Below are 22,048 nucleotides of genomic sequence, written 5' to 3' on the forward strand. Positions count from 1 at the left end.
GGTGAACGGCAGGGAACTTCGCTGCAAGGTGGTCGCGGAAGGCGGCAACCTCGGATTCACCCAGCTCGGGCGCGTCGAATACGCGCTTAACGGCGGCAGGATCAACACCGACGCGATTGATAACTCCGCCGGGGTCGACTGCTCGGACCACGAGGTTAACATCAAGATCCTGCTCAATTCAGTGGTCGCCGAAGGGGGCATGAGCGTCGAGCAACGCAATCAACTGCTCGCTGAAATGACCGGCGAAGTCGGCGCGCTGGTTCTGCGCGACAATTATTTCCAGACCCAATCGTTGAGCGTGCGCGAAAGGATGCTGTTGGACGCCCAGGCGCGTTTTATCAAAGACCTGGAAAAGACCGGTAAACTCAATCGTGCGATCGAATTTCTGCCGTCCGACGAGGAGTTAGCTGCGCGCAAGGCAGCCAGGACCGGCCTGACCTCGCCGGAACGCGCGGTGTTGCTCGCCTACAGCAAAATCATGCTCTATGATGCGCTGCTCGCCTCCAAAGTGCCGGACGATCCGTACGTCTCCACCGCGCTGGTGCGCTACTTTCCTGCGCCGCTGCACGAGCGCTATCGCGAGCACATGGAGCGTCACCCGCTCAAGCGCGAAATCATCGCGACCCACGTCACCAACGAAATGACTAACCGGGTCGGCAGCACCTTCGTGCACCGCATGCAGGAGGAAACCGGCGCGAGGATCCCGGACGTGGTGCGCGCCTACCTGCTCACGCGTGAGGTATTCGACTTTGATTCCTTTTGGAAGGCAGTCGAAGCTCTCGACAGCAAAGTCCCGGATGCGGTGCAGACCGGCATGCTGATCGCCTCGGAAAGGCTGATGGTACGCGCAACCCTCTGGTTTCTTCGCTATCGGGATTTGAGAGATGACATCGCGAAAACCGCGGGCCATTTCGCCCCCGGGGTTAAGGCCCTCGCCGCGAGCCTTGACCGGTTTTTGGCTGCTGACGAGAGCGCCGGCCTTGCGCAGGCAGCCGAACGCCTGACTCAAAACAAGGTTCCGAACGATCTCGCCAGGCGCTTGGTGAGGTTCGAACCGCTTTATTCGGCACTCGATATTACTGAGGTCGCAATGCAAACAAAGCGCAGCGTCGAGGACGCGGCGGGCATCTATTTTGCCGTGGGCGGGAGACTCAATTTTTCCTGGCTCCACAAGCAGATCGGCAGCCTGCCTGCGGATTCTCACTGGCACGCGCTCGCCAAGGCCGCGCTCAGAGACGAGCTTTCCGGCCTCCAGAGCCAGCTTACCGGCGCGGTTTCGAAACTCAGCCCCCACGCGAACGTGCCGGATGCGCTCGTCCGGCAATGGGAAGCGGAAAACAAGAGCGCCCTGGAACGCAGCCGGCAGGTGCTCGCCGATCTTCAAGGCACCGGCAAACTGGACTTGTCGATGTTGTCCATCGCGCTGCGGGAGCTGAGAAATCTGGCGCTGCAACGCCCGTAAAAATCGTCCCGGCCGCCCGATGGAATCTGGAGGGTCAATGGTAACTGAACCGAAACGGCCCCCTTGTGACGTTGGCCTGTCCCCATTTGCCTGCGAAGCGTCTCGCGGAGCCACGGATTTGCGCATAGCATCCAAGCATCCAAGACATGACCATTGGTGAAATCATCATCTGGATAATCGTCGGCGGTTTTGCGGGAACGCTCGCCGGGCGAGTGGTTACGTTGAAAAGGGAAGGCTTGGGCCGCTGGTTGAACCTCCTCGTCGGCATGGCCGGCGCAGTGATCGGCGGCCTGCTGTTCAGGCTGTTGAGAATTGATCTCGGGCTCGGGCAGCTGAAGGTGACGTTCGAGGACCTCATCGCCGCCTTTCTCGGATCGCTTCTCGTGATCTTCGCCTGGCGGCTCCTGGAAAAAGCCAGAAGAAAAAGCCCGGGAAATCGCCGTCCCAGGCGTTGAAGCAAAACGAAATCGCCCGCGCGCGCTCTTCCTGAGCGCCGAGGTGCCGCTTTCCGCCTGCCCCCCGGGAGGCGGCGGCATTGGCTCCGGACCTCCAGGCGTGGGCTTCACCCCCTCCGGTGCCTCACACGTTGCAGCGTCCCATGTACGGCCAGCCATCGTTGCCCTGCAGCGCTCTGCCGCCCGAGGCGAGCACGAAACGCGAGGTCAGCACGTTGAAGCCGTGGTCCAACAGGCCCGGCGTGTAGCCCGGCCCCTTGACGCCGGTGCCGAAAATCGTGGCCGCCACACACATGTTGGCGTCGAAGCCGGTGACGAAGACATCGCTGATGCCGTTCTCACGCATGTCGGCCACCAGCCGGGTGCCAGCCAGCACGCTGTTGGTGCCCGAGATGATCAGCTCGCGGTAGCAACTGGTGACGGCGTTACTGAAGTCGCCGACCAGCTCGCGTCCCTTGACCGTCGTCGTCTTGCAACAGATGTACACGGGCAGGTGTTCGAAGCGCCCGCCGCCCAGGTCGGCCCGGGTGTGCGCCAGCAGGCGCTGGATGTGGTCCTTGACCGTCGCCGGTGTGCCGTCGTAGTGGGCGTTCATGCCTTGCGCGTCAAAGTCGTCACCGTAGAGATCAATCACCAGCACCGCTACCTTCTTGCCGCGGCGGGCGTATTCGACGAGCAGGCTTGCCAAGTCGCCTGACAAGGGCGTCACGGTGGGTTCGGCACGCTCGGTGGGAGCCACGCGCCGCTCCCCATGCAGCAGAACCGACGCCGACGGCGCGGGCCGGTAGTCGTCGAGCCCGGTCTGCACGGCCAGCTTGCGCACCACGCCGTCTCCGATTGCGTCGTACTTGTCGAACTCGGTCGGCTTTTCCTGCTTCCAGGTATAGATCGCGGAAAGCAGGTTGATGCGTGCCTTGGGTTCGAGAGCCGCGCTGTCACGGTCGCGCGCGTAGTCTGTGAGTGCCAATTGTACGGCCTTGAGCTGCTGGGACAGCGAAAAGCTCTTGCCTTCGATGCCCAACGCCTTGTCAAAGGCGGCGGGCGTGATGGTGATCTTCATGGAACGGGCTACAAGCATCACTGAAAGAAGGAGCTCAATCAAGCGTTGTGCCGGTTGAGAATGAGCGTCTGCTCGATCGAGACGAAGGCATTCAAGGGACGGTGCGACAAGAATTGGTGAAGTGTTTCCCGTTCTCCCGGCCTTGTACGTCTGACCTCCGGCCTGGCCCTGCCCGCGCACGTGCGGACCTGTCCCGAATGGCGTTAAACCAAGGGGGTTTGGGTAGGTGGGACTGGTGTCTTAACTAATTTGCAATCGAGTGTCGCTCGTGGATCATTTTGGTGATCAGGTCCGAAATTTGAAGGACGACACCCGCGGGTTACTCCGCAACCTCGCTGCAAACCATACCCCCCACCGGGACCGTACCATGCCTGCCACACCCTACCGCAACTTCCCGCACCTCCTGATCGAGCACGATCCGATTACCTCGTCTAAAGACAAGGTGGAGGCCAAGACGCACAAAGTCATCCCGAAGAAGGATTTCAGCACCAAATACCTCAAGGAGATAACCACACTGCTGGACACCATCGCTTCGACAAAGGTGGGGCTGGCCCTGCTGTCGAGCCTGGAGCGAGCCGGTAAAGACGTGAAGATCCGCTTTCCCAAGCTTTTCGTCGCCACCTATATGAAGTGCGACGGGGGAGCGCCCAATACCTCCAAAACGCTGGGCAACCCGTTCCGTGAGCCGATCGGGACCCCCGATCCCCTGTCGGTGCTGCAGGAGGCGGTCCGCAAATCGGGACTCAGTGCGCGTTCGATCGCGTCGTTCATCGGCGACGCCGCCGAGTCCGGCGGCGCGGACCTCAAGATCAACAAGGATATCGTGGCGGCCTGGCTCAATGGCTCGAAGGAACTACCGAAGGAGAGCGACCGCGGTTACCGTTACCTCGTCCTGGCTCTCGAGCCCTGGCTCGACCACGGATCGGGCGCCAAGGTCACGGTCGAGTACGATCCCTGGAACGAGTTGACCGGTGAAAGCACGCGTCCGGCGCACGTGGGTTTGTTCCACGAACTCGTTCACGCCTGGTATTACGTGAGTGGTCGCCAAGTCTTCACCGACGACCACACCGAGAACGAGCGGATGATAATCGGCTTACCAGGCTTCGACATACGCGCAACCGGTCACCACCGTCTTTACACGGAAAACCGGTATCGCGACGAACTCGGCATGGGTCCACGCCTTAAGGTCAAGGCCGGCCACGACCCCCCGGACCGGCGAAAGCGCCTGAAAGGGACCCGTCCCGGGCAGGTGCGCTTCCCCTTGCATCGCCGACAGCGGATTTATAGCCTGCCGCGATGGCGGAGGCTACCGCACCGGGGAACCTGTATGGCAGAGTCGTCCTGATCATGGGCATGCACCGTAGCGGCACGTCGCTGCTGGCCCATATGCTGGCAGCGGCCGGACTGCCGTTCGGTACGAACTTGTTGAATACCCCACGCCCGGATAATCCGAACGGTTACGGCGAACATGCTGAGGTCGTGGCCATCCACGAGGAGTTGCTGGAGGCACTGGGGCGCACGTGGTACGGACCAGACGGAGCGATTGCACTGCCGGCAGACTGGCTCTCCTGGCCGGAAACGCTGGAAGCCAAAGAGAGGCTGACCGCGATCGTACGCCAGGAACTGGGCGCAAGGCGACTTTGGGCGCTGAAGGATCCGCGCCTGTGCCGCTTGTTGCCGGTATGGCTTGCATTGCTTGACGAACTCCGGTTGGAACCTGTGCCGGTACTGTGCATCCGTCATCCGGAAGCAGTCGCTGCGTCCCTCCGGGTACGGAACAAAATGCCGCATGATCACGCCGTCGCGACCTGGCTCGCGCATATGCAGGACGCACTACGCGCCTTGGATCATTTGCCGGCCTCAGTGGTGGAATTCGACAAGTTGCTGGCGGCACCGGAACCCGTACTGCGGGCGCTGCTCGAGACGCTGGACGTTGAGATTACCCCCGAAGCACTGGCCCACGCGGTTGCGCTGGCAAAGCCTGAACACCGTCACCACTTGGGGCCACAGGTACCCGCGTCCGTGTTTGGATTATCAGTTTCAATTTGCGAGCGACTCTATGCCGCGCTGTGCACCCGGTCACTGCCGATGCCGGAAGATTCAGGGAAAGCCGCGGCGCCATTACCGTTGCCGCCGGAACCGCCCGACTCAACGCGGACGGTCACCATCGTTATGTGCACGCGTGAGCGCACGCCGTTCATTCCGCGCGCTGTCCGCAGCGTGCTGGCCCAGACTCATCGATGCTGGCAGTTGGTGGTAGTCAACGACGGCGGTGCGCCCGAAAAGGTAGAACAAGCACTTGCGCCGTATCGGCGCGCAATCGGGCAGCGCTTGACCGTGCTGCACCTTGAGCGCCCGGTCGGCGTAGAGCCGGCCACGAATCAAGCCATCGCTCAGGCGCGGGGTGATGACATTGCCGTTCACGCTGACGATGACACTTGGCGCCCGCGTTTTCTGGAGGTTTGCCTGGCCGAGTTAGCGCATCCTGGGCATCAAGGCGTTGTCACGGCTTCAATGCTCGTGCACGAGCGTACCAACCAGGGCATATTGATCGAACTCACCCGTGAACAGTTCAGGCCGGGAATGACGGTCATCAGCCTGCCTGACATGCTGACGGAAAACCAGTTCCCGCCGATTGCGTTCGTTTACACGCGGCGGGCGTGGGAAGAAGTCGGGCCGTACCGAACAGACCTCCCGGTGCTTGGCGCCTGGGAGTTTAACCTTCGCTTCCTGGCTCGTTACCCGATCAGCTTTATCAACGAACCGCTCGCCTGTCGACATCTGAGGCCGGCGGACGACCCGTACGCGAACCCCGGCCAAACCCTTTATCCCAGCATCACGGGACAGTTGCGAGACCAGATGTTACGGGTAGGCGGTGCCGTGGCGACGGCCGTGCTTACCGGTCTCGGGCCGCTGGCGCAGAAGCTGACGCGCACCGCGGCAGCCGGCATCACCGCGCGCGTGGACGAGGTGCTCCGGCATACCGACGCAGGGCCGCTTCCGGTTACCCCGCCGGCCAACTCTCGCACGACCACCCTTCCCATTCGTTTGCGCCTCACGCCGGCCGGATGGTCTCAGGTGTTGGACAAAGGCGGACGGCAGGAGTACGCCGCGTATGTCAGCACCGGGCCGGACCCGCAGTTGCTCTACGCGCTTCCCGGTGAGCCGCTGCCGTCCGGCACCTACTATGCGTCGGTCCAACTAACGGTGCCGTCGGGAAGCGGGCCCGTGGAGTTGTTCTTTTCGCCCGGACCGGAGCATGCACCGGAACGAAGCATCATTTTGAAAACGGACGGACGGGGTGCGTATACCGGGGTGTTCACGGCGGATGAGCCGCTGCGTCACTTCCGTCTGGATCCGATGTGTCGTCCCGGTTGCTTTACGGTGAGTCCGTTAGTTCTGTATAACCAGGTTCCCGCCCCTGACGTGGGCCGGTTTCCGGATTTCTTATGCATCGGCGCGCAACGAAGCGGCACGACCTGGCTGCACCGCAATCTTGGGATGCATCCCGAGCTATTTCTGCCGCCGTGCAAGGAGCTGCATTTTTTCGATGACCTCGCCGGCATGGGGTGCGAGCGCTGGGTGCGGCACCGGTTGCACTTCCTTGCCGAGGCTCAGGCGAGCATGCTCGCAGATCCGGCTGATCGCGGATCAGCCGCGTGGCGACGGCTGGAATGGGCCGGACGGTTTGCGACCTCCCGGCGCGTTGATGCCACCTGGTACGCTTCCCTGTTCGAAGAGGCACCTTGCGGCGTTATGGCCGGCGAGATCACGCCGGCGTATGCAGTGCTTCCCGAACGGGCCGTGGCGCAGGCGACTTGGCTGATCCCTGGCCTGCGCGTAATTTTTCTAATGCGCGACCCGATCGCGCGTGCCTTGTCCGGTGCGCTCCACGAATTAACCACCGCCACGGGAAAAACCACGACTCCGGCCATCGTCGAATTCGAGCGCGAACTGGATACCGAACGATGCCGGCAGCGCTCGGCCTATCGGGACACCATCGAACGGTGGGAGCGTCATTTGGCGCCCGGCTCGCTTGGCTGTTTTCTGTTTGATGACCTGCTCGGCAACCCCAGTGGCCTGTTGCGCCGAATCTGCGACTTCCTCGGGGTGAGCTTCAACCCGGCGATGTTTCCGGAGCCTGCAGCGCCGGCTAATGCCAACCCGACGGCGCCGCCGCAACTTCCTCCGGCCCTGCTGCGCCGCCTTGCGGAGCGGCACCTTGACGATCTTGCCTGGCTTGCCGGCCGGTTCGGGGGTGCTACGCTGGCTTGGCACGAGCGTGCCGAACGCCTGCGGGCCGGCTACGCATGCTCGAGTTAGACTGCCATGAAGGCCGGCATGCGATTGAAGGTGTACGTTGCGGCGCAGAGGTGGTGGCAATCGATCGGAGCGAGGCGAACTTTGCAAGGGCACGTTCTGCCGCTGACATCCTCGGGATCGATTCAGCAGAGTGGCGAAAGGACGAGGTACGACGAATTGATCCGGAGCAGTTGGGCCGGTTTGATGCCGTGTCCTGCTCCGGAATCGTGGGTCATTTGACGGCGGGAGAAGTCTCCCGGGTAGAATACGTTGTCCGAATGATGGTAGACGCTTTCCGGGCTGAACTGCGGGGCACAAAAGTTAGCTCGACCGTCTACACCCATTCTCAGGATGGTTGAGCGGTTTTTTTGCCCCGGGGGGGCAGCCGGCTACTTTGCCCCGGAGGAGCAAAGGCGGCTGAACCAACTCGCAGACCGGTGTGATAGGCTATTCGTCAAAGCCGTTGCCGTTGACCAGCGCACGGGTCGAGCAGCGGCCATCACCTTCGCAACTGACCCCCCAGGGTCCTTTCCGGAGATGTCTGACGTGCTGCCACGATAATGCTTGCTTCAGCCGGCAAGACAGAGCCATAGTGCGGGACCCAAGGAGCAGATCTGTATTTTTTTGAGTTGATCATCAAAGGGAATCGGAATCGGATTTGAGGCGCGTTGACCGCGCAGCCTCAGGTATTTATCGATCATGGCCGTCGGAGGTTATTTGCATAGTCTTAAGCGACTCTCTGTAAGAAGCGCCTTTGACTCTCTGAAACGGTTAGTAACCGGTATTCCTTCGGGCACCAACGACTTATCCGACCCGGGTCATTCGCGGTTTGTATACCCGGCAGCGGTTAACGCCTTGTATAAAGCCGCCTTCGGCCGGTTCGCGGATGAGGGAGGCCTTTCTGCAAACGTTAGCCGGCTCCAGGCCGGAACGGCCCTCGAGGCGATCGCGGAAGACCTGACGCGCTCCGCTGAGTTTCAGACGCGCCACGGCTCGGGCCAACAGGTCGATGGCCAATACCTCACCGCCTTGTATCGTGACGGGCTTGGCCGCGAGCCCGATCCGCAAGGGTTTGCGCACTGGTTAGCCGAGGGCGAAAAGGGTGCAACTCGGGCGAAGGTCCTTGCGACGCTGGCCGGCTCCGACGAAGCCTTGCACAAGGCGTTCAGCGTCCTACCCGGCTCGGCGAACCATCTCGAGAACCCCGAGCATGTCCGGTTAGTAAACTCCCTCTACAAGGCCGCCTTTGGCCGGTTGGCGGATGAGGCGGGCCTTTCCGCAAACGTCAGACGGCTCCGGACCGGAACGGCCCTTGAGGCGATCGCGGAAGACCTGACGCGCTCCGCTGAGTTTCAGACGCGCCACGGCTCGGGCCAACAGGTCGATGGCCAATACCTCACGGCCTTGTATCGTGACGGGCTTGGCCGCGAGCCCGATCCGCAAGGGTTTGCCCATTGGTTAGCCAAGGGCGAAAACGGTGCAACTCGGGCAAAGGTGCTCGCGGATTTCGCCGGATCTGACGAGGCTTTGGCCAACGCGTTGCAAACGCTACCGGATCGGGTACCGGAATCACAGCATCAGGACCACGCGCAGCTGGTAAATTCGCTGTATCAAGCCGCCTTAGGCCGGTTTGCGGACGGAGCCGAATTCGCCGGCGAGGTTGAAAGACTCCGTTCGGGAACGCCCCTGGAAAAATTAGCTGAGAACCTGGTGGACTCGGATGAATTCAAGGCACGACACGGAGCACGCCTGAGCGTCGATCTTGGCTATATTTCCGGTTTGTACCGGGCTGTATTCCGGCGCAAGCCAGAACTGGAACGTCTGGCTTTTTGGTTGGCTGCCGGCGACAAAGGGGCGACGCGGGCGCAGATCCTGGTTGCCATCGCAGGGTCCGAAAACGGTTCGAAGGGCTTTGCTCAACCCAAACTGGACCCGACCGAATCTTACCAGCACTGGATTCGCGAGTATGACACGATTAGCAATACAGACCGGTCCGTAATCCGCACGCAGATCGCCACCTTACCTTACCGCCCCGTCATTTCGGTAATTCTGTCGCTCGCGAAAACGTCGGCGGCGGCCTTGGATGGATCGATCAAGTCCGTATCGACGCAGCTTTATCCCAATTGGGAGTTGTGCATGGCCCTCGATCGAGAAACCGGGCCGTTGGTGGAAACCGTCTTCGGCGCCTGGATGCCGGTTGATCCGCGCGTTCGATCGATACGCTCGGATTCATTCGCCGGAACGGCAGGCGCGGTTAATGCCGCCCTGGAACTGGCGACAGGTGAATTCGTCACTTTTCTGCACGCTGGTGATCGCCTTGCGGAACATGCCTTGTACGAAGTTGCGCTTGCTCTCGGCGAGCGTGGGCAGACGGATGTTCTTTACAGCGACCGGGATCACCTCGCGCCTGACGGGCGCCGCAGCGATCCGTGGTTCAAACCCGGCTGGGATCCGGACCTGCTGCTCGCTCAGGATTATATCAGCAATCTCGCCGTTTACCGCCGCGATCTGGTGGCGTCGATCGGCTTTCTGCGACCCAGGTTCGAAGGGGCCGAGTTCCATGATCTAGCCCTGCGTGCAACGGCGGAAACTGACCCCGGCCGTATCACTCACGTGCCAACGGTCCTTTACCATGCCCATCGTACCGAGGCGACAAGCCATCCAGAAGCCGCAGCCGAAAGCCTCCGCGCCGTCTGCGCCTCTCGGCGGGCAGTCCGTGATCATCTGAACGTGCGTGGTTACGGGGCCGCGCTTGTCCGGCCGGCGCCGCAGATGCCGCACGCGACGCGCGTCGTGTGGCCGGTTCCTGCGCCTGAGCCGTTGGTCTCCGTAATCATCCCGACCCGCGATCGGGCGGATTTGCTGGCCGCGTGTATCGACGGCGTTCTACACCGGACCGACTATCGTAATCTTGAAGTGCTGATCGTCGACAATGAAAGCGTCGATCCGGCTGCGCTCGCTCTGATTGATCGTCTCTCCGGTGAGTACCCCGCGATCAAGATCCTGCGTCTCCCTGGACCTTTCAATTATTCTGCCCTGAATAACGCCGCGGCCAGAGAGGCTAAAGGCGAAATTCTCCTCCTGCTCAATAATGACGTGACGGTAATTGCAGCCGGCTGGCTGCGTGAAATGGTTGCAAACGCGCTCCGGCCGGATGTAGGGGTCGTTGGGGCGAAGCTGCTTTATGCGGATGGCCGGGTGCAACACGGCGGCGTCGTCATGGGCCCGGAGGGCTGGATCACGCACGTGCACCGGCAAGCCGAGTGCAATGGGCCGGGCTATTTTGGTCAACTTGCCTTATTGCGCACGCTTTCGGCCGTTACCGGAGCGTGCGTTGCCGTTCGGCGCTCGGTGTTTTTGGAAGTCGGCGGCTTGGACGAGGTCAACCTTCCGGTCTCCTTCAATGACATCGATTTTTGCCTGCGGGTTGGAGACTATGGTTACCGTGTAGTCTGGACGCCCGCGGCTGAACTGTTCCACCTGGAATCGGCATCCCGTGGTCAAGAGAATACCGATCCCAGCAAACGGGTCCGGCTTCTGCTTGAATACCAGTACATGCGCCAAACCTGGGGCACCCTCCTTGAGTCCGCAGATCCGTTCCATAATCCGAACCTTCTGTTTGCGTCGGAGTATTTCGAGGTACCATCGTCACCGCGCCGGGAAAGACCGTGGTACCGCTTCTTCGAGGAAGTCCATGCACTTAATCGCCGGCTTACCCCGGCTGAGGCTCCGTACCGGGTAGGTGCGCCTGAATAATGGACCGCGAATCGATTACGCAATGAACAAAGGCCCCACGGATCACGTAAAGACAGAACGGCTAAACTACCTTTGGACACCAGATCTTGACCCCTTGTTTTGGGGTGTGACGCGGACTGGGGTCGTAAGTGCCTGGTATGGACATATTCCGTTCGCTCACTGGATCGTTGGGGCCCTCAGGCCGCGTCTGCTGGTCGAACTCGGCACCCGCCATGGGGTGTCGTATTCGGCGTGGTGTGAGGCGGTAGTACGCCACCGATTGGAAACCCGGTGTTTTGCCGTGGATACCTGGCAGGGCGATGGTCAGTCGGATGATAAGGGCGAAAATGTTTACCGGGATTTACGTCGTTTCCATGACCCCCGGTATGGCGCCTTCTCGGAACTTCTCCGCTGCAGCTTCGACGAAGCGCTCCCTTTTGTCGGCGATGGCTCAGTCGACCTTTTGCACATTGATGGTTCTGCAGCTTATGACGCCGCGCGGCACGATTTTGACCGTTGGTCTCCAAAATTGTCGGACCAGGCCGTGGTTCTGATCCACGGCACGAACCGGCGCGCGCATGCATCTGAGGTCTGGCGCCTCTGGGGGGAGCTGCGCGGGCGGTTCCCCTCATTCGAATTCCTGCATGGGCATGGCTTGGGTATCCTCGCCACCGGAGGATCACCCGCTCCAGAATTGCTTGAGTTATGTTCTTTGCGTGACGCTGCGAAGGTGCATGCGCTGCGTCAGCGGTTTTCATTCTTGGGTGAACGGTGTTTGCTGCTGGCACAACCCCCGCCTCAGGAACAAGCGGACACCGCCGGATGCCAGGCACGTCTACGAGCCCTCGAACGCGAACTGGCGAGCCGTGAGACCCGCATAAAGATACTTGAGGACGAGGCGGCAACGCGTGAGGGACGCTTAGCCGCGATACAAGCTGAATCGGCGAGCCGGGCCGCTGCTGAAAGGGAGTTGCGGGCACGCGCGGTCGAACGCACCGTCCGGGCGCGTGCCGACCTCGCGAAGGCGAACGCGGGCGTCGTGCAAACACCCGCGCTGGCCGGGGCGGCTGGAAGCATGCGGGCCCGGGTGCGGGTCTTCTACATTTCCGGGGAGCCCGATACGCCGGGTAACTTTTACCGCGTGATGTACCACACCGCCGCGATGAAGGCAGCCGGTGCAGAGGTATCCTGGATCCGCGTGGATGGGTTGCCGGAACGCGCGGCACACATGGCTGGAACCGACCTCCTCGTCATCTGGCGCGCGCCCTGGGAGCCGCGACTCGCTTCTACGGTTGAAGCCGCGCGCAAAGCGGGTGCAAGGGTGATTTTTGATGTCGATGACTTAATGATCGATCCTTCTCTGGCTCGTCTTGACGTGATCGACGGCATCCGTACCCAAAGTCTGACGGAGCAGCAGCTGCAAGGGCATTACGCGCGGCTCCAGTCGACCATGATGGCAGCCGACTATTGTATCGCTCCAACCGAGGAACTGGCATCGCACCTTCGTCGCTTCGAACGTCCTACGCTGGTCCTACCTAACGGGTTCGACACTGAGACTTACCTGGCTTCCCGCCTTGCCGTGCGTCGCCGGCGCGCGGAGCGAGCAGACGGCCTGGTGCGGGTAGGTTACGCCGCAGGCTCACGTACTCACCAACGGGATTTTGCCGTTATGGCGGGAGCGATGGCACGATTGTTGCACGACCGGCCGCACTGCCGGTTAGTGTTATTCCGGACCATAGTTGACCTCGACGAATTCCCTGCCTTCCAGGGCTTGGCATCCCGGATTGAGTGGCGTGACCTTGTGCCTTTGCGCCGGCTTCCGGACGAGATTGCGCGGTTCGACGTTAATATCGCGCCACTGGTAGTGGGTAACGTGTATTGTGAAGCCAAAAGCGAGCTGAAGTTCTTCGAGGCTGCACTCGCTGATGTGCCCACGATTGCCTCGCCGGTCGGTCCGTACCGCCGCGCGATTCAGGACGGCATGACCGGTTTTCTCGCGGATGGTCCGGAAAGCTGGTATCGTACCTTGATTCGACTGGTGGATGACCCGACCCTGCGGCGCAGGATTGCTCGCTCCGCCCATCACGCCGTGCTCTGGCGGTACGGACCATTGAAACGAGCGAACGCAATGCTTTCGGCCCTGCCTTTGTTGTGCGGCGATAGCCCGAGTGCGACCCGCGCCTTTGCATTTGAACTGCATTGCCCACCGCCCCGAAAGGTGCCGGGTATTCAAATTCCCGCTTCCGAGGTCGCGTTTGAGTCTGACCGGCTTGGTAGAGCGGAAGTAACGGTCGTGGTTCCCCTGCACAACTATGCGCATTATGTGGAAGAAGCATTGGACTCAGTGCGAGAGCAGACCTTAGCCGCTCTTGACCTGGTGGTGGTAGACGACGCTTCCACCGACCGGTCGCTTGCCACCGCGGTCGACTGGGCGCAGCGACATGCAGCGCGCTTTAACCGCGTAGCCGTACTCCACAATCATGCCAACGCCGGGCTGGGACCCACCCGAAACGCCGGGATCGATGCGGCCGACACACCTTTCGTTTTCCTGCTGGACGCAGATAACCGGCTGCTGCCACCCTGTTGCGCCGTCTGCCTGTCGGCGATCCGCGCCGGGAACGCCGCGTATGCGTACCCTCAGATTCGCAAGTTCAGTGGCGGCTCAGGCGTGCTCGGGAATCATCGCTTCGAGCCCGCCCGGTTCATCGGTGGAAACTACATTGACGCCATGGCACTGGTGTCCAAGGAGGCATGGGCGGCGGTGGAAGGTTATGCTGATCTCCGGATCGGGTGGGAGGATTTTGACTTCTGGTGCCGGTTGGTCGAGCGGGGGTTGTTTGGCTGCCCTGCCGGCGAGGTTCCCCTGGCTGAGTACCGCGTTCACGGTAACTCGATGCTTTCGACCATCACGATGCGAAATGCCTCGCGAGTGATTAGCCTGCTGGAAGAGCGACACCCGTGGCTTAACATCGTTTTTCCGCAACGTACGACTGAGCCGGACTTTGAACCCGGCACGGCCACGTCGTCACGGCTCGACAGACTGCTGCCGGCTTTGCGCTGTCCGGAAACAGGCGAGCGGCTGGTCCTCGGGCCGGATGGCGTCTTGCACACCAACAATGGCCGTCGCACCTGGCCATTGATTGCCGGCCGTCCGAATCTTTTTCCTGGCCTGGCCGCACCCGAAATGCTGGCGGATTCGCACGTCAGCAATCCCCTGCCCGAGAATGCGCTTACCCTGATTCAAGATGCGCATGGCGGTTTGGTGCTGAACCTCAGCGCAGGAGCAACTCACAAGCGCTTTGAAAATGTGGTGGAGGCCGAGGCGGCCGTATTCCGTCACACCGATATCCTCGCGGATGCGCACAACCTTCCGTTTGTAGACAACGCCTTTGAAGCCGTCATCGTTATGAATGCTTTTGAACACTACCGCGATCCGAAGCGGGTGGTTCAGGAGCTGCTTCGGGTGCTGCGTCCGGGTGGAAAGGTATTGATCCACACCGCTTTCCTGCAACCGCTTCATGAAGCGCCGTGCCATTTTTACAATTGCACCCGTTACGGGCTGGAGAAATGGTTCGAAGATTTCGAAACGTTGGCGTTGCACGTTCCGGACAACTTCCACCCGGGTTACTCGATAGCCTGGCTTGCCGCTGAATGTGAATCGGCCTTGCGGCGGAACGTTTCGGCCGCCACGGCAGACGAATTCAAGAATTTACCCATGCACCGGGTTATTGCCTTCTGGTGCGGCGATGTTAAAACCCGCTCGACGGACGAACTCTGGTCGGCTCTAGCCCAACTGCCGCAAGCCGCCCAGGAGTCGATCGCCGCCGGATTCGAGTATTTCGGCCGCAAGCCGTTGAGCTGAACCCACGTGTGGCGGGCGGGTGGAAAAACCGGGGCCGACCAGGACGATGTCCCTGTCCGCGCCCTGGTGGCCTGTCCCCGTTGGGGCGGCTTGATGCGCTGGCGAAGGGGAACGCCTCAACGCCGCGGCCGCCATGAAACCCCCATTCCCGTTAACCGAGCGTCATCGGGGTCTGTCCCTTCTCCGACCAGCGCCGGCAGTGGACCTGTCCCTGTTGGCGCGTAGGTTGCGTGGAGCTCAAGCGGTCGTCAGTCGCTCAAGGTTGCCCCTGCCCGTTCGGTCTGGGCCGCGGGTCATTGGTGCCCACGCCGGCGAGGTGCAGGCCGGGGATGCCCGTCCAAGTGTTATCATCGTCCAGAAAGATCACCATGCCGGGACCGGCGTCGTTGAGGGCGATGTGGTCGGGGGTGGCGATCCGGATCACCCGGCCGCTGGAAAGCTCCAGGTAGAAGGGCACGAAAGGCTGGGCGTATTTGAGCTTGCGGATCTGCGGAATCACGAGGGGGATTTTACGTCGGACGCTCCAAGGAGGCAATGCCGGGATTTGGACCTGTCCCCATCCTCGCTTTGACTCCCCCTCCGGTTTAGGATCCGTGCTTTTGACCCGTGAGGTTTCATCCGCAGCCCCTGCGGCGAGCGCCATGCGGACCTGTCCCCGTTCGGGTTCATGTCCCCGTTCGAGTTCATTCCAGAACGGGTAAACGGACCTGTCCCCCACGGGCGCCACGGTTCGCTTCTTGTCATTTGCGTGTGGCGGCTGCGGGTCAAAACCAAAACCAACGACGCAAGAAAGCGTGTTTCCCGGCGTTGAAATGAGGATCTCGTTACAACGCCGCTGCATAGGCCCCGGACGGTACCCCGGACGAATCACTTCTCTCTTTGGGTGGACATTGTATCGCCGCCAACCGTCATTACGTTATTCCGGAAAACGTGCTCTCCCAAAATCCGCCATGCGAACGCTGCTCAAAACCGGTATGCGGCCCCTCACGACCAAGGAGTTTTACCGGTTGCCGGAATCCAACCAGTTTTGTGAGTTAATTGAGGGCGAGCTCGTGATGCCGCCCTCACCCGAGCCATTTCACCAAGCCGTTGCGGGAACCATCTTTGGGGAGCTTTACCTTAACCTCAGGGATCACCCGCTGGGACTTGCTTACTGTGCCCCGCTCGACGTCGAACTCTCGCCGGTCAACGTTTATCAACCGGATGTGTTGTATGTTTCCAACGCTCGCAAAGACCGTGTAAAGCGGAAACGAGTTGTGGGGGCGCCAGGAGCTGGTCGCTGAAGTCCTTTCGCCGTCGACGACCCGTTACGACCAGGGCGATAAGTTGCTCCGGTACGCACGCAGCGGGGTCGTGGAAATGTGGATGCTCGATCCGGAAGATCGTCAGGTGAAGATTTACCGGTTTGACCGGCAACCCCCTTTGGATCCGGAGCGGATTTTGAGGGGTGATGACGTGCTTCGGATCGAACGGTTGCCGGGCTTTGAATTATCTCTGGCAAGGCTCTTTCGGGCACCCTGAATCGGAGAGGTCCCCTCGCGACAATGTCGTTTCAATCCGCGCTCCCGCGTGAGGAGCGACCCGCTGGCCCGGGATTCGGACCTGTCCCTGTCCGTGCCCTGGCGACCTGTCCCCGTTGGGGCGGCTTGATGCAATGGCGAAGGGAACGCCCCACCACCGCGGCCGCCGTAAAGCCCCCATTCCCTTTAACCGAGCGCCATTGGGGTCTGTCCCTTCTCCGACCATGGGTTGAACCGGGGGTCTGGACGGAGCGCATGTTGGTAACCCTGGAAACGGGGATTGAAGGCGGCAAATGGTTTAGATGGATCGATAAAGTCTGGAGTCCCAAGAATCTGGCCGGCGCGCTGGAGAAAGTCGTCGCCCAGGGCGGCAGCGCCGGGGGCGATCACCAGAGCGTTAAACAGGTCGAAGCAGACAAAGACGCAGTGATCCGCGCCCTGGAGCAAGCCCTCCGGGAGGACCAGTACCGGCCCCAAGCGGTCAAACGGGTCTGGATTGCGAAGCCGGGGAGTCGGGAAAAGCGGCCCTTGGGGGTTCCAACGGTCAAAGATAGGATCCTACAAAGGGCATTGCTCCAAGGGATCGAACCGATCTTTGAACGCGACTTTGCCCCCCAGAGCTACGGGTTCCGGCCCGGCAAAGGCTGCCAGGACGCCCTGCGCCGAGTCGATGAGCTGCTACAGAGCGGCCAGGGCTGGGTGGGGGACGCGGACCTCAAAGCCTACTTCGACAGCATCCCGCAAGCACGCTTGATGGAGCGCGTCAGGGAAAAGGTGGCGGATGGCCGGGTGCTGAGCCTGCTGGAAGGGATGCTTCAGGCAGGGGTGATGGACACGCCAAAGGCTGGCAACCGAGCGAGCAGGGCACCCCGCAAGGGGCGGTGATCAGCCCGTTGCTGGCCAATATCTACCTCAACGACCTGGACGGGACGATGGCCCGCCAAGGCTTCGAACTGGTGCGCTAGGCCGAGGAGTTTGTCGTGCTGTGCGGTAGCCAAGCCGAAGCCCAAAGGGCTCTCGAGACCCTCGGCGCTTGGGTAGCGACCAACGGCCTAAGCTTGCACCCGAACAAAACCCGGCTGGTGGACGCCAGCCAACCCGGGGGGTTCGACTTCCGGGGCTACCATTTTGAACGGGGCATGAGATGGCCGCGGGCTAAAAGCCTGAAGCAACTCAAAGCGACCCTCCGCCAGAAGACCCGTCGCAGCCAGGGCCGCAGTCTAAAAGCCATCTGCGCGGATCTCAATGGCACGTTGCGAGGGTGGTTTGAGTACTTCAAGCACAGCCATTACACTGCCTTTGAACCCATCGACCAGTACACGCGGGGGCGCCTGCGGAGTATCTTGCGCAAACGGCACGGCAAGAAAGGGCGCGGACGCGGACTCGATCATCAACGCTGGCCCAATGCCTACTTCACCGCCCTGGGCTTGTTCGCCTTAAAACCGGCGCACGCGGCGGCACGCCAATCCTCTGGCCGGTAAACCACCGACTGGAGAGCCGGATGCGGGCGATCCGCCAGTCCGGTTCGGAGGGAGGGGGAGTGCAGACACTCCCCCTACCCTATCTTTTTCCGGCCGTCACAGGCCCTGAAGGACCTGCCTAACCTCAACCGTCCCTCTGGGACAAAGGCAACGTGCGGCGCTTCCCAGGTGCCCTGCCCGCGTTACACCTATTGGACCGTATAAACGTCCCAAGCCCAACGGGCCGGGGGCCGGTTCTTAGGCCTGAAGGGCTGGCAGAACTTAGCCCAGGGTTTACCCTGAGAAGGCATTTCGCCCACGGCTCCAGCCCTGAAGGGGCGGCAGAAGGCGTCGCTCGCGGGTTCTGCCGCCCCTTCAGGGCTCGATCGTGATTTTACGGTTACCCAGGGTAAACCCTGGGCTAACTTCCCTTGGCCCTTCGGGCCTAAGAACCAGCCCGACGGGCCTAAGACCGATGCAACCAACTACGGAGCATCCGTCGGCGCCGGCACCCCCCTGAGCCGGCATTCCACCGAGACAACTGCCTGAATGGTATAACCGGCAGACCGGGGCGTGTAGGAGGCTGCGCTATAATGCCCTCGGGAGGTGGACCTGTCCCCGCGGGAACGATAAGCGGAGTTTCCTTGGTGCTGACATGCAACGGCGGTCACGATCTGGCCGCGTCGGTGGGAGCCCAATAGCGGTACTTTCCTTCGTTCTCGCGTTGCGGGGCAGCCGTCCGGGCAGGGCTTTTAAGCTTTAGGAACATGCGGAGGCACTCAGATGCGCTCGATGAAAACAGCGCGTCACCATCAAGGGGGACGTTGAAAAGGTCGCTATAGCCGGGCAGTTCCCGCGCCTCGGGTGTATCGAGCCGTTGGAAGCCCATGGACCACCCCTCGAATTCCCGCCCCGGCCGCTCGCCTTCCAGCAGAACGGTCACCCTGCGGTGGCGCGGGTCGGCAGCCACTTTGTCCATCAAAGATAGCACTGTGTCCTTGGCTCCCTCTAAGAGCTGCATGAATTTACCGTCCTTATAAAGCAACATGCCGGTAATCCCGCAGCCCGCATTGTTACGCCGGCTAACGTCGAGGAGTTTGACCAGTTGTTCCTCGGAAAACGGCTTTACGGCGGCACTGATGTATACCAGGTAAAACATGTATTGAAATTACTAATATTACAAAAACTTTCAAGTTACCTGAAGCGCTTCTGGATACGCCCGGTTGGGTTGGGAGCGTGAAAAAAGCCGCCCTGATACAAGATGGCTCCGCCGCCGGACCTGAGATGGCGGGTTCATCGCGAAGGCAGCCTCGAAAAGGTTTGGACTGGCGATCATGGGCTTCCTGCGAACCTGTGCTTATTGGCGAGCCTGCCGGAAATCGGACCTGTCCCTGTCCCCGCACCCCCCGCGTCACACCTTTCGCAAGATCTAATCCGGGCTCAGGATTCGGAGCCGTCGCCATTTGGAGTTACGGCGGACCTGTCCCTGTTGGCACGCTCCTGTTGGGCGTTTCTTGCGCCTACAAATGGACTGAGGTAAGATTTTCCAACCATGACCACTGTGCTCTCTAAAAAAGGTCAGATCGTGCTGCCAATACCCGTGCGCCAGCAGCTTAACCTTTCTCCGGGAGACGACTTCGAGGTGGCCATTGAGGACGAGGATACGATCACGCTGCGGCGCATTTCCCAGCCACCGAACCGGGGATTAGTGGATCTGTTGCTCGCCTGTCCGTCGCCTTTCGAGCTCCCGACGCGGGAAACCGACGGCACCGAGCCTCCGGAGTTATGAGTTATCTTGTCGATACAAACGTCTTCAGCGAGCCTGTTAAGCCCCAGCCGGACGGGAACGTTGTTGCCTGGCTGCGCGCCAACGAGGGTGCCTTGTACGTCAGCGCCATCACCATCGGCGAGATGCGCCGCGGCATCGAGCGGCTGCCGGCGGGACGGCGCAAGGCACAGCTTCGCGCGTGGTTGCGAGCTCTCTGCGCTTGCATGAGGGGTCGCGTGCTGAGCTTTAACGCCAACACCGCGCACCTTTGGGGTCAGCTCAAGGCGAGGTGGGATGCCGCCGGCATTGCCATCCCCTCCCTCGACAGCCAGATTGCCGCGACCGCCCGCCGCCACCAACTCACTGTAGTCACGCGTAACACCGCCGACTTTGCCAGGACCGGCGTAAAGGTGCTCAATCCTTTTGTATGAGCCTCCCGGTCACGGGGCAGAAAACGCCAACGCACGCATCACTCGCAGTTCGATAACTCTTGTGCGTTTCCGGAAAGAAATCGGACCTGCCCCTGTTCGCGTCCACCTGGCCGGCGTGGGGAAACGTCCGGCGTAAGTCCGGAAAATTCTTCCGCTCGGCAGCTTTAACAACGCGCGACCAGCCCTGCAAATCAGCCCTCGCCCCCGGGTATTGCTCATCAAAGTCCCGGATCCGTGCGGGCATGATGACGTTCACCGTCTCATGACAAATTGTCCACGCCCGGACAATTGAACAATTTGGCGACTCGCCGTTTGAACCGATGACGGCCGGTCCACTCGAGCCAGATCCCAAAGCGTGCCGGCAGCGGACCTGTCCCCCTTGCCCGCTGGTCCGGCTTGCCGAGCAGCTTCTCGATAAGCCCGTGAAGGGCAAACGGACCTGTCCCCCCTCGCGAAAGCTGCGGCGTACCCCCTCGGCGTTGGGGTACGATCAATCAAGCGCCGGTGTCTCGACGCGCGAGCGTACGTTTAAGTCCAAAAACACGGCCGGCTTAACCCCAAAAAATTCGCCGAGCTTTCTGGCGTGCTCGACGGTGATGTTGCGGTGGCCATGGAGCAGCTTTGAACCCATCGATTCGTCGGCACCTAATATTTCCGCCAACTGACGCGCACGCAGCCCGTGTTCCTCCACCAGCATTTTCAGCACTTCCAACCCGCTGGCTTCTCCCGGTTGGGGCAGGTACTCGGTCTCGTACGCATTGACCAGATCTCCCATCAGCGCGGCATAGTCCTCCTGGGCGGCGTTAACCGCACGGACCGCGATCCAATCCACGATTTTGGAAGCGACTTCGTACCCTTCGCGGTGATGGATCGGGCGAGGCGCATGCAGCCGGCAGAGTTCCTCGTAGGTTTCTGGTGCTTGCTCCGGAAGGACGATTTGCCTTGCGCTCATAGCGAATGCTTCCAACGATCTTTGCTGTAGTCGGCGTGAGTCATGAACTGCAGGACGAACACGCGTCGCTTATCAAAGTGAACGGCACAAATGAGCCGATGTCGGTTGCCTGAGACGTTGAATACCACCACCGGGCGCCCGCTTGCCACCATCACTTGGTCGGCGTGGGGAAACGTCCGGCGCAAATCTGGAAAACTCTTCCACTCGGCAGCTTTCACAACGCGCAACCAGCCCTGCAAATCAGCCCTCGCCCCCGGGTACTGCTCATAAAAACCCCGAATCCGTGCAGGCTTGATGACGTCCACCGTTTCATGACAAATTGTCCAGGCCCGGACAATTTGTCAACCTGCCGTTTGAACCAATGACGACCGGTCCACTCGAGCCAGATCCCAAAGCGCACCGGCAGCGGACCTGTCCCCCTTGCCGGACCTGAAACGGCGGGCGCATCGCGAAGACAGCCTCGAAAAGGTTTAGACTGGTGATCAGGCAAGAGTATCGATACGTTTAATCAGCGCTATGGGCCTGAAGGAGATCCTCAAGGAGATACCAAAACTGACCCAAGAAGAGAAAAGACAGCTCCGGAGCGTCCTCGAGCAGCCGCTTGCTCAGGACGTCGGGGAAGACAGCCCGGAACTCCTGGCCGCTATCGATGAAGGGATCCACTCATTGGAGAGCGGTGAGCAAACCTACACCATTGAAGAGGCACGCCGATTGGTCGCAGAAACCGCGGCGAAAGGTCGCCGGTAAGTTATACCGGCAATGTACTCGGTCATCCTTTCTCAACGGGCGGCCACAGATCGCTGGCATCGTTCAGTACATCTCCGGCGACAACCCTGATGCCGCGGAGCGAATCGGCTTCGAGCTCGTTGACCTTGCGATGGGCCTTGATGCCCTGCCTTATCGCGGCTCAAAGGTAATAAAAAAAGCGTCGCGGCGTGCTCAAACTCGTCCATGGAAAGTACCTGATCTTCTATCGAGTCAACGAGCGCACGAGAACGGTCGAGGTCCTCCGCTTTCAGCACGGAGCCAGAGTGACGTAAG

General features: G+C 61.0%; 18 protein-coding genes and 1 pseudogene. 14 read left to right on the top strand and 5 right to left on the bottom strand.

Annotated elements, in window-relative coordinates; translation table 11 throughout:
- Together JO015_19925 and JO015_19930 are read left to right on the top strand one after the other, a co-directional pair.
- On the top strand, window positions 1–1,462 hold a 1,462-nt coding region (locus JO015_19925; GenBank protein ID MBW0001370.1), incomplete at its 5' end, for an NAD-glutamate dehydrogenase.
- Window positions 1,463–1,608: 146 nt separating this feature from the next.
- A complete protein-coding gene (locus tag JO015_19930) occupies window positions 1,609–1,917 on the top strand; it encodes a GlsB/YeaQ/YmgE family stress response membrane protein (protein MBW0001371.1) in 309 nt (102 codons plus the stop codon).
- Window positions 1,918–2,041: 124 nt separating this feature from the next.
- Here JO015_19930 and JO015_19935 read toward each other — a convergent pair whose 3' ends face one another.
- The gene (locus JO015_19935; protein ID MBW0001372.1) at window positions 2,042–2,977 is read right to left on the bottom strand and encodes a hypothetical protein; all 936 of its coding nucleotides are present in this window, start codon (window positions 2,975–2,977) and stop codon (window positions 2,042–2,044) included.
- A gap of 367 nt (window positions 2,978–3,344) precedes the next feature.
- On the opposite strand from JO015_19935, the gene JO015_19940 reads away from it, so the two are divergent.
- The 5 genes from JO015_19940 (at window position 3,345) to JO015_19960 (ending at window position 14,876) form a co-directional block, all read left to right on the top strand.
- Window positions 3,345–4,322: a hypothetical protein gene (locus tag JO015_19940; GenBank protein MBW0001373.1), complete on the top strand. Its 978-nt coding sequence runs from the start codon at window positions 3,345–3,347 to the stop codon at window positions 4,320–4,322.
- Window positions 4,274–7,300 (top strand): sulfotransferase, encoded by a 3,027-nt coding sequence (locus JO015_19945; GenBank protein ID MBW0001374.1) that lies wholly within the window; start codon window positions 4,274–4,276, stop codon window positions 7,298–7,300. The genes JO015_19940 and JO015_19945 overlap by 49 nt, the downstream gene beginning before the upstream one ends.
- Window positions 7,288–7,638 carry a class I SAM-dependent methyltransferase gene (locus JO015_19950; protein ID MBW0001375.1) on the top strand — a complete coding sequence of 117 codons (351 nt, stop codon included), beginning with the start codon at window positions 7,288–7,290 and terminating at the stop codon, window positions 7,636–7,638. The genes JO015_19945 and JO015_19950 overlap by 13 nt, the downstream gene beginning before the upstream one ends.
- Window positions 7,639–7,978: 340 nt before the next feature.
- Complete coding sequence (locus tag JO015_19955) at window positions 7,979–11,035, top strand: DUF4214 domain-containing protein (GenBank protein ID MBW0001376.1); 3,057 nt, start codon at window positions 7,979–7,981, stop codon at window positions 11,033–11,035.
- A 22-nt stretch (window positions 11,036–11,057) separates the two neighbouring features.
- Window positions 11,058–14,876, top strand: a complete 3,819-nt coding sequence (locus JO015_19960) for a glycosyltransferase (GenBank protein MBW0001377.1) — start codon at window positions 11,058–11,060, stop codon at window positions 14,874–14,876.
- 256 nt (window positions 14,877–15,132) lie between these two features.
- On the opposite strand, the gene JO015_19965 is transcribed toward JO015_19960, so the two are convergent.
- A complete protein-coding gene (locus JO015_19965; protein ID MBW0001378.1) occupies window positions 15,133–15,594 on the bottom strand; it encodes a hypothetical protein in 462 nt (153 codons plus the stop codon).
- A 232-nt stretch (window positions 15,595–15,826) separates the two neighbouring features.
- On the opposite strand from JO015_19965, the gene JO015_19970 reads away from it, so the two are divergent.
- From JO015_19970 to ltrA, 3 genes and pseudogenes are all read left to right on the top strand, one after another.
- Window positions 15,827–16,159 (top strand): Uma2 family endonuclease, encoded by a 333-nt coding sequence (locus JO015_19970; protein ID MBW0001379.1) that lies wholly within the window; start codon window positions 15,827–15,829, stop codon window positions 16,157–16,159.
- Entirely contained in the window at window positions 16,131–16,397 is a 267-nt protein-coding gene (locus tag JO015_19975) for a Uma2 family endonuclease (GenBank protein ID MBW0001380.1), read from the top strand. Before JO015_19970 ends, JO015_19975 begins: the two co-directional genes overlap by 29 nt.
- A gap of 254 nt (window positions 16,398–16,651) precedes the next feature.
- A pseudogene (ltrA, locus tag JO015_19980) lies at window positions 16,652–17,877 on the top strand (group II intron reverse transcriptase/maturase).
- A 646-nt stretch (window positions 17,878–18,523) separates the two neighbouring features.
- Here ltrA and JO015_19985 read toward each other — a convergent pair.
- A complete protein-coding gene (locus JO015_19985) occupies window positions 18,524–19,015 on the bottom strand; it encodes a BLUF domain-containing protein (GenBank protein MBW0001381.1) in 492 nt (163 codons plus the stop codon).
- A 393-nt stretch (window positions 19,016–19,408) separates the two neighbouring features.
- On the opposite strand from JO015_19985, the gene JO015_19990 reads away from it, so the two are divergent.
- The gene (locus tag JO015_19990) at window positions 19,409–19,645 is read left to right on the top strand and encodes an AbrB/MazE/SpoVT family DNA-binding domain-containing protein (protein ID MBW0001382.1); all 237 of its coding nucleotides are present in this window, start codon (window positions 19,409–19,411) and stop codon (window positions 19,643–19,645) included.
- The gene (locus tag JO015_19995) at window positions 19,642–20,055 is read left to right on the top strand and encodes a type II toxin-antitoxin system VapC family toxin (GenBank protein MBW0001383.1); all 414 of its coding nucleotides are present in this window, start codon (window positions 19,642–19,644) and stop codon (window positions 20,053–20,055) included. Before JO015_19990 ends, JO015_19995 begins: the two co-directional genes overlap by 4 nt.
- A 490-nt stretch (window positions 20,056–20,545) precedes the next feature.
- Here JO015_19995 and JO015_20000 read toward each other — a convergent pair whose 3' ends face one another.
- A complete protein-coding gene (locus tag JO015_20000; GenBank protein MBW0001384.1) occupies window positions 20,546–21,007 on the bottom strand; it encodes a transcriptional regulator in 462 nt (153 codons plus the stop codon).
- Entirely contained in the window at window positions 21,004–21,312 is a 309-nt protein-coding gene (locus JO015_20005; GenBank protein MBW0001385.1) for a type II toxin-antitoxin system HigB family toxin, read from the bottom strand. Before JO015_20005 ends, JO015_20000 begins: the two co-directional genes overlap by 4 nt.
- A gap of 211 nt (window positions 21,313–21,523) precedes the next feature.
- Here JO015_20005 and JO015_20010 point away from each other — a divergent pair, with 211 nt between their 5' ends.
- Both JO015_20010 and JO015_20015 read left to right on the top strand, forming a co-directional pair.
- Window positions 21,524–21,754 (top strand): hypothetical protein, encoded by a 231-nt coding sequence (locus tag JO015_20010; protein ID MBW0001386.1) that lies wholly within the window; start codon window positions 21,524–21,526, stop codon window positions 21,752–21,754.
- 188 nt (window positions 21,755–21,942) lie between these two features.
- Entirely contained in the window at window positions 21,943–22,047 is a 105-nt protein-coding gene (locus JO015_20015) for a type II toxin-antitoxin system RelE/ParE family toxin (protein ID MBW0001387.1), read from the top strand.
- Window position 22,048: the final 1 nt, after the last annotated feature.

This window comes from Verrucomicrobiota bacterium, assembly GCA_019247695.1.
In the GTDB taxonomy this organism is placed as follows: domain Bacteria; phylum Verrucomicrobiota; class Verrucomicrobiia; order Chthoniobacterales; family JAFAMB01; genus JAFBAP01.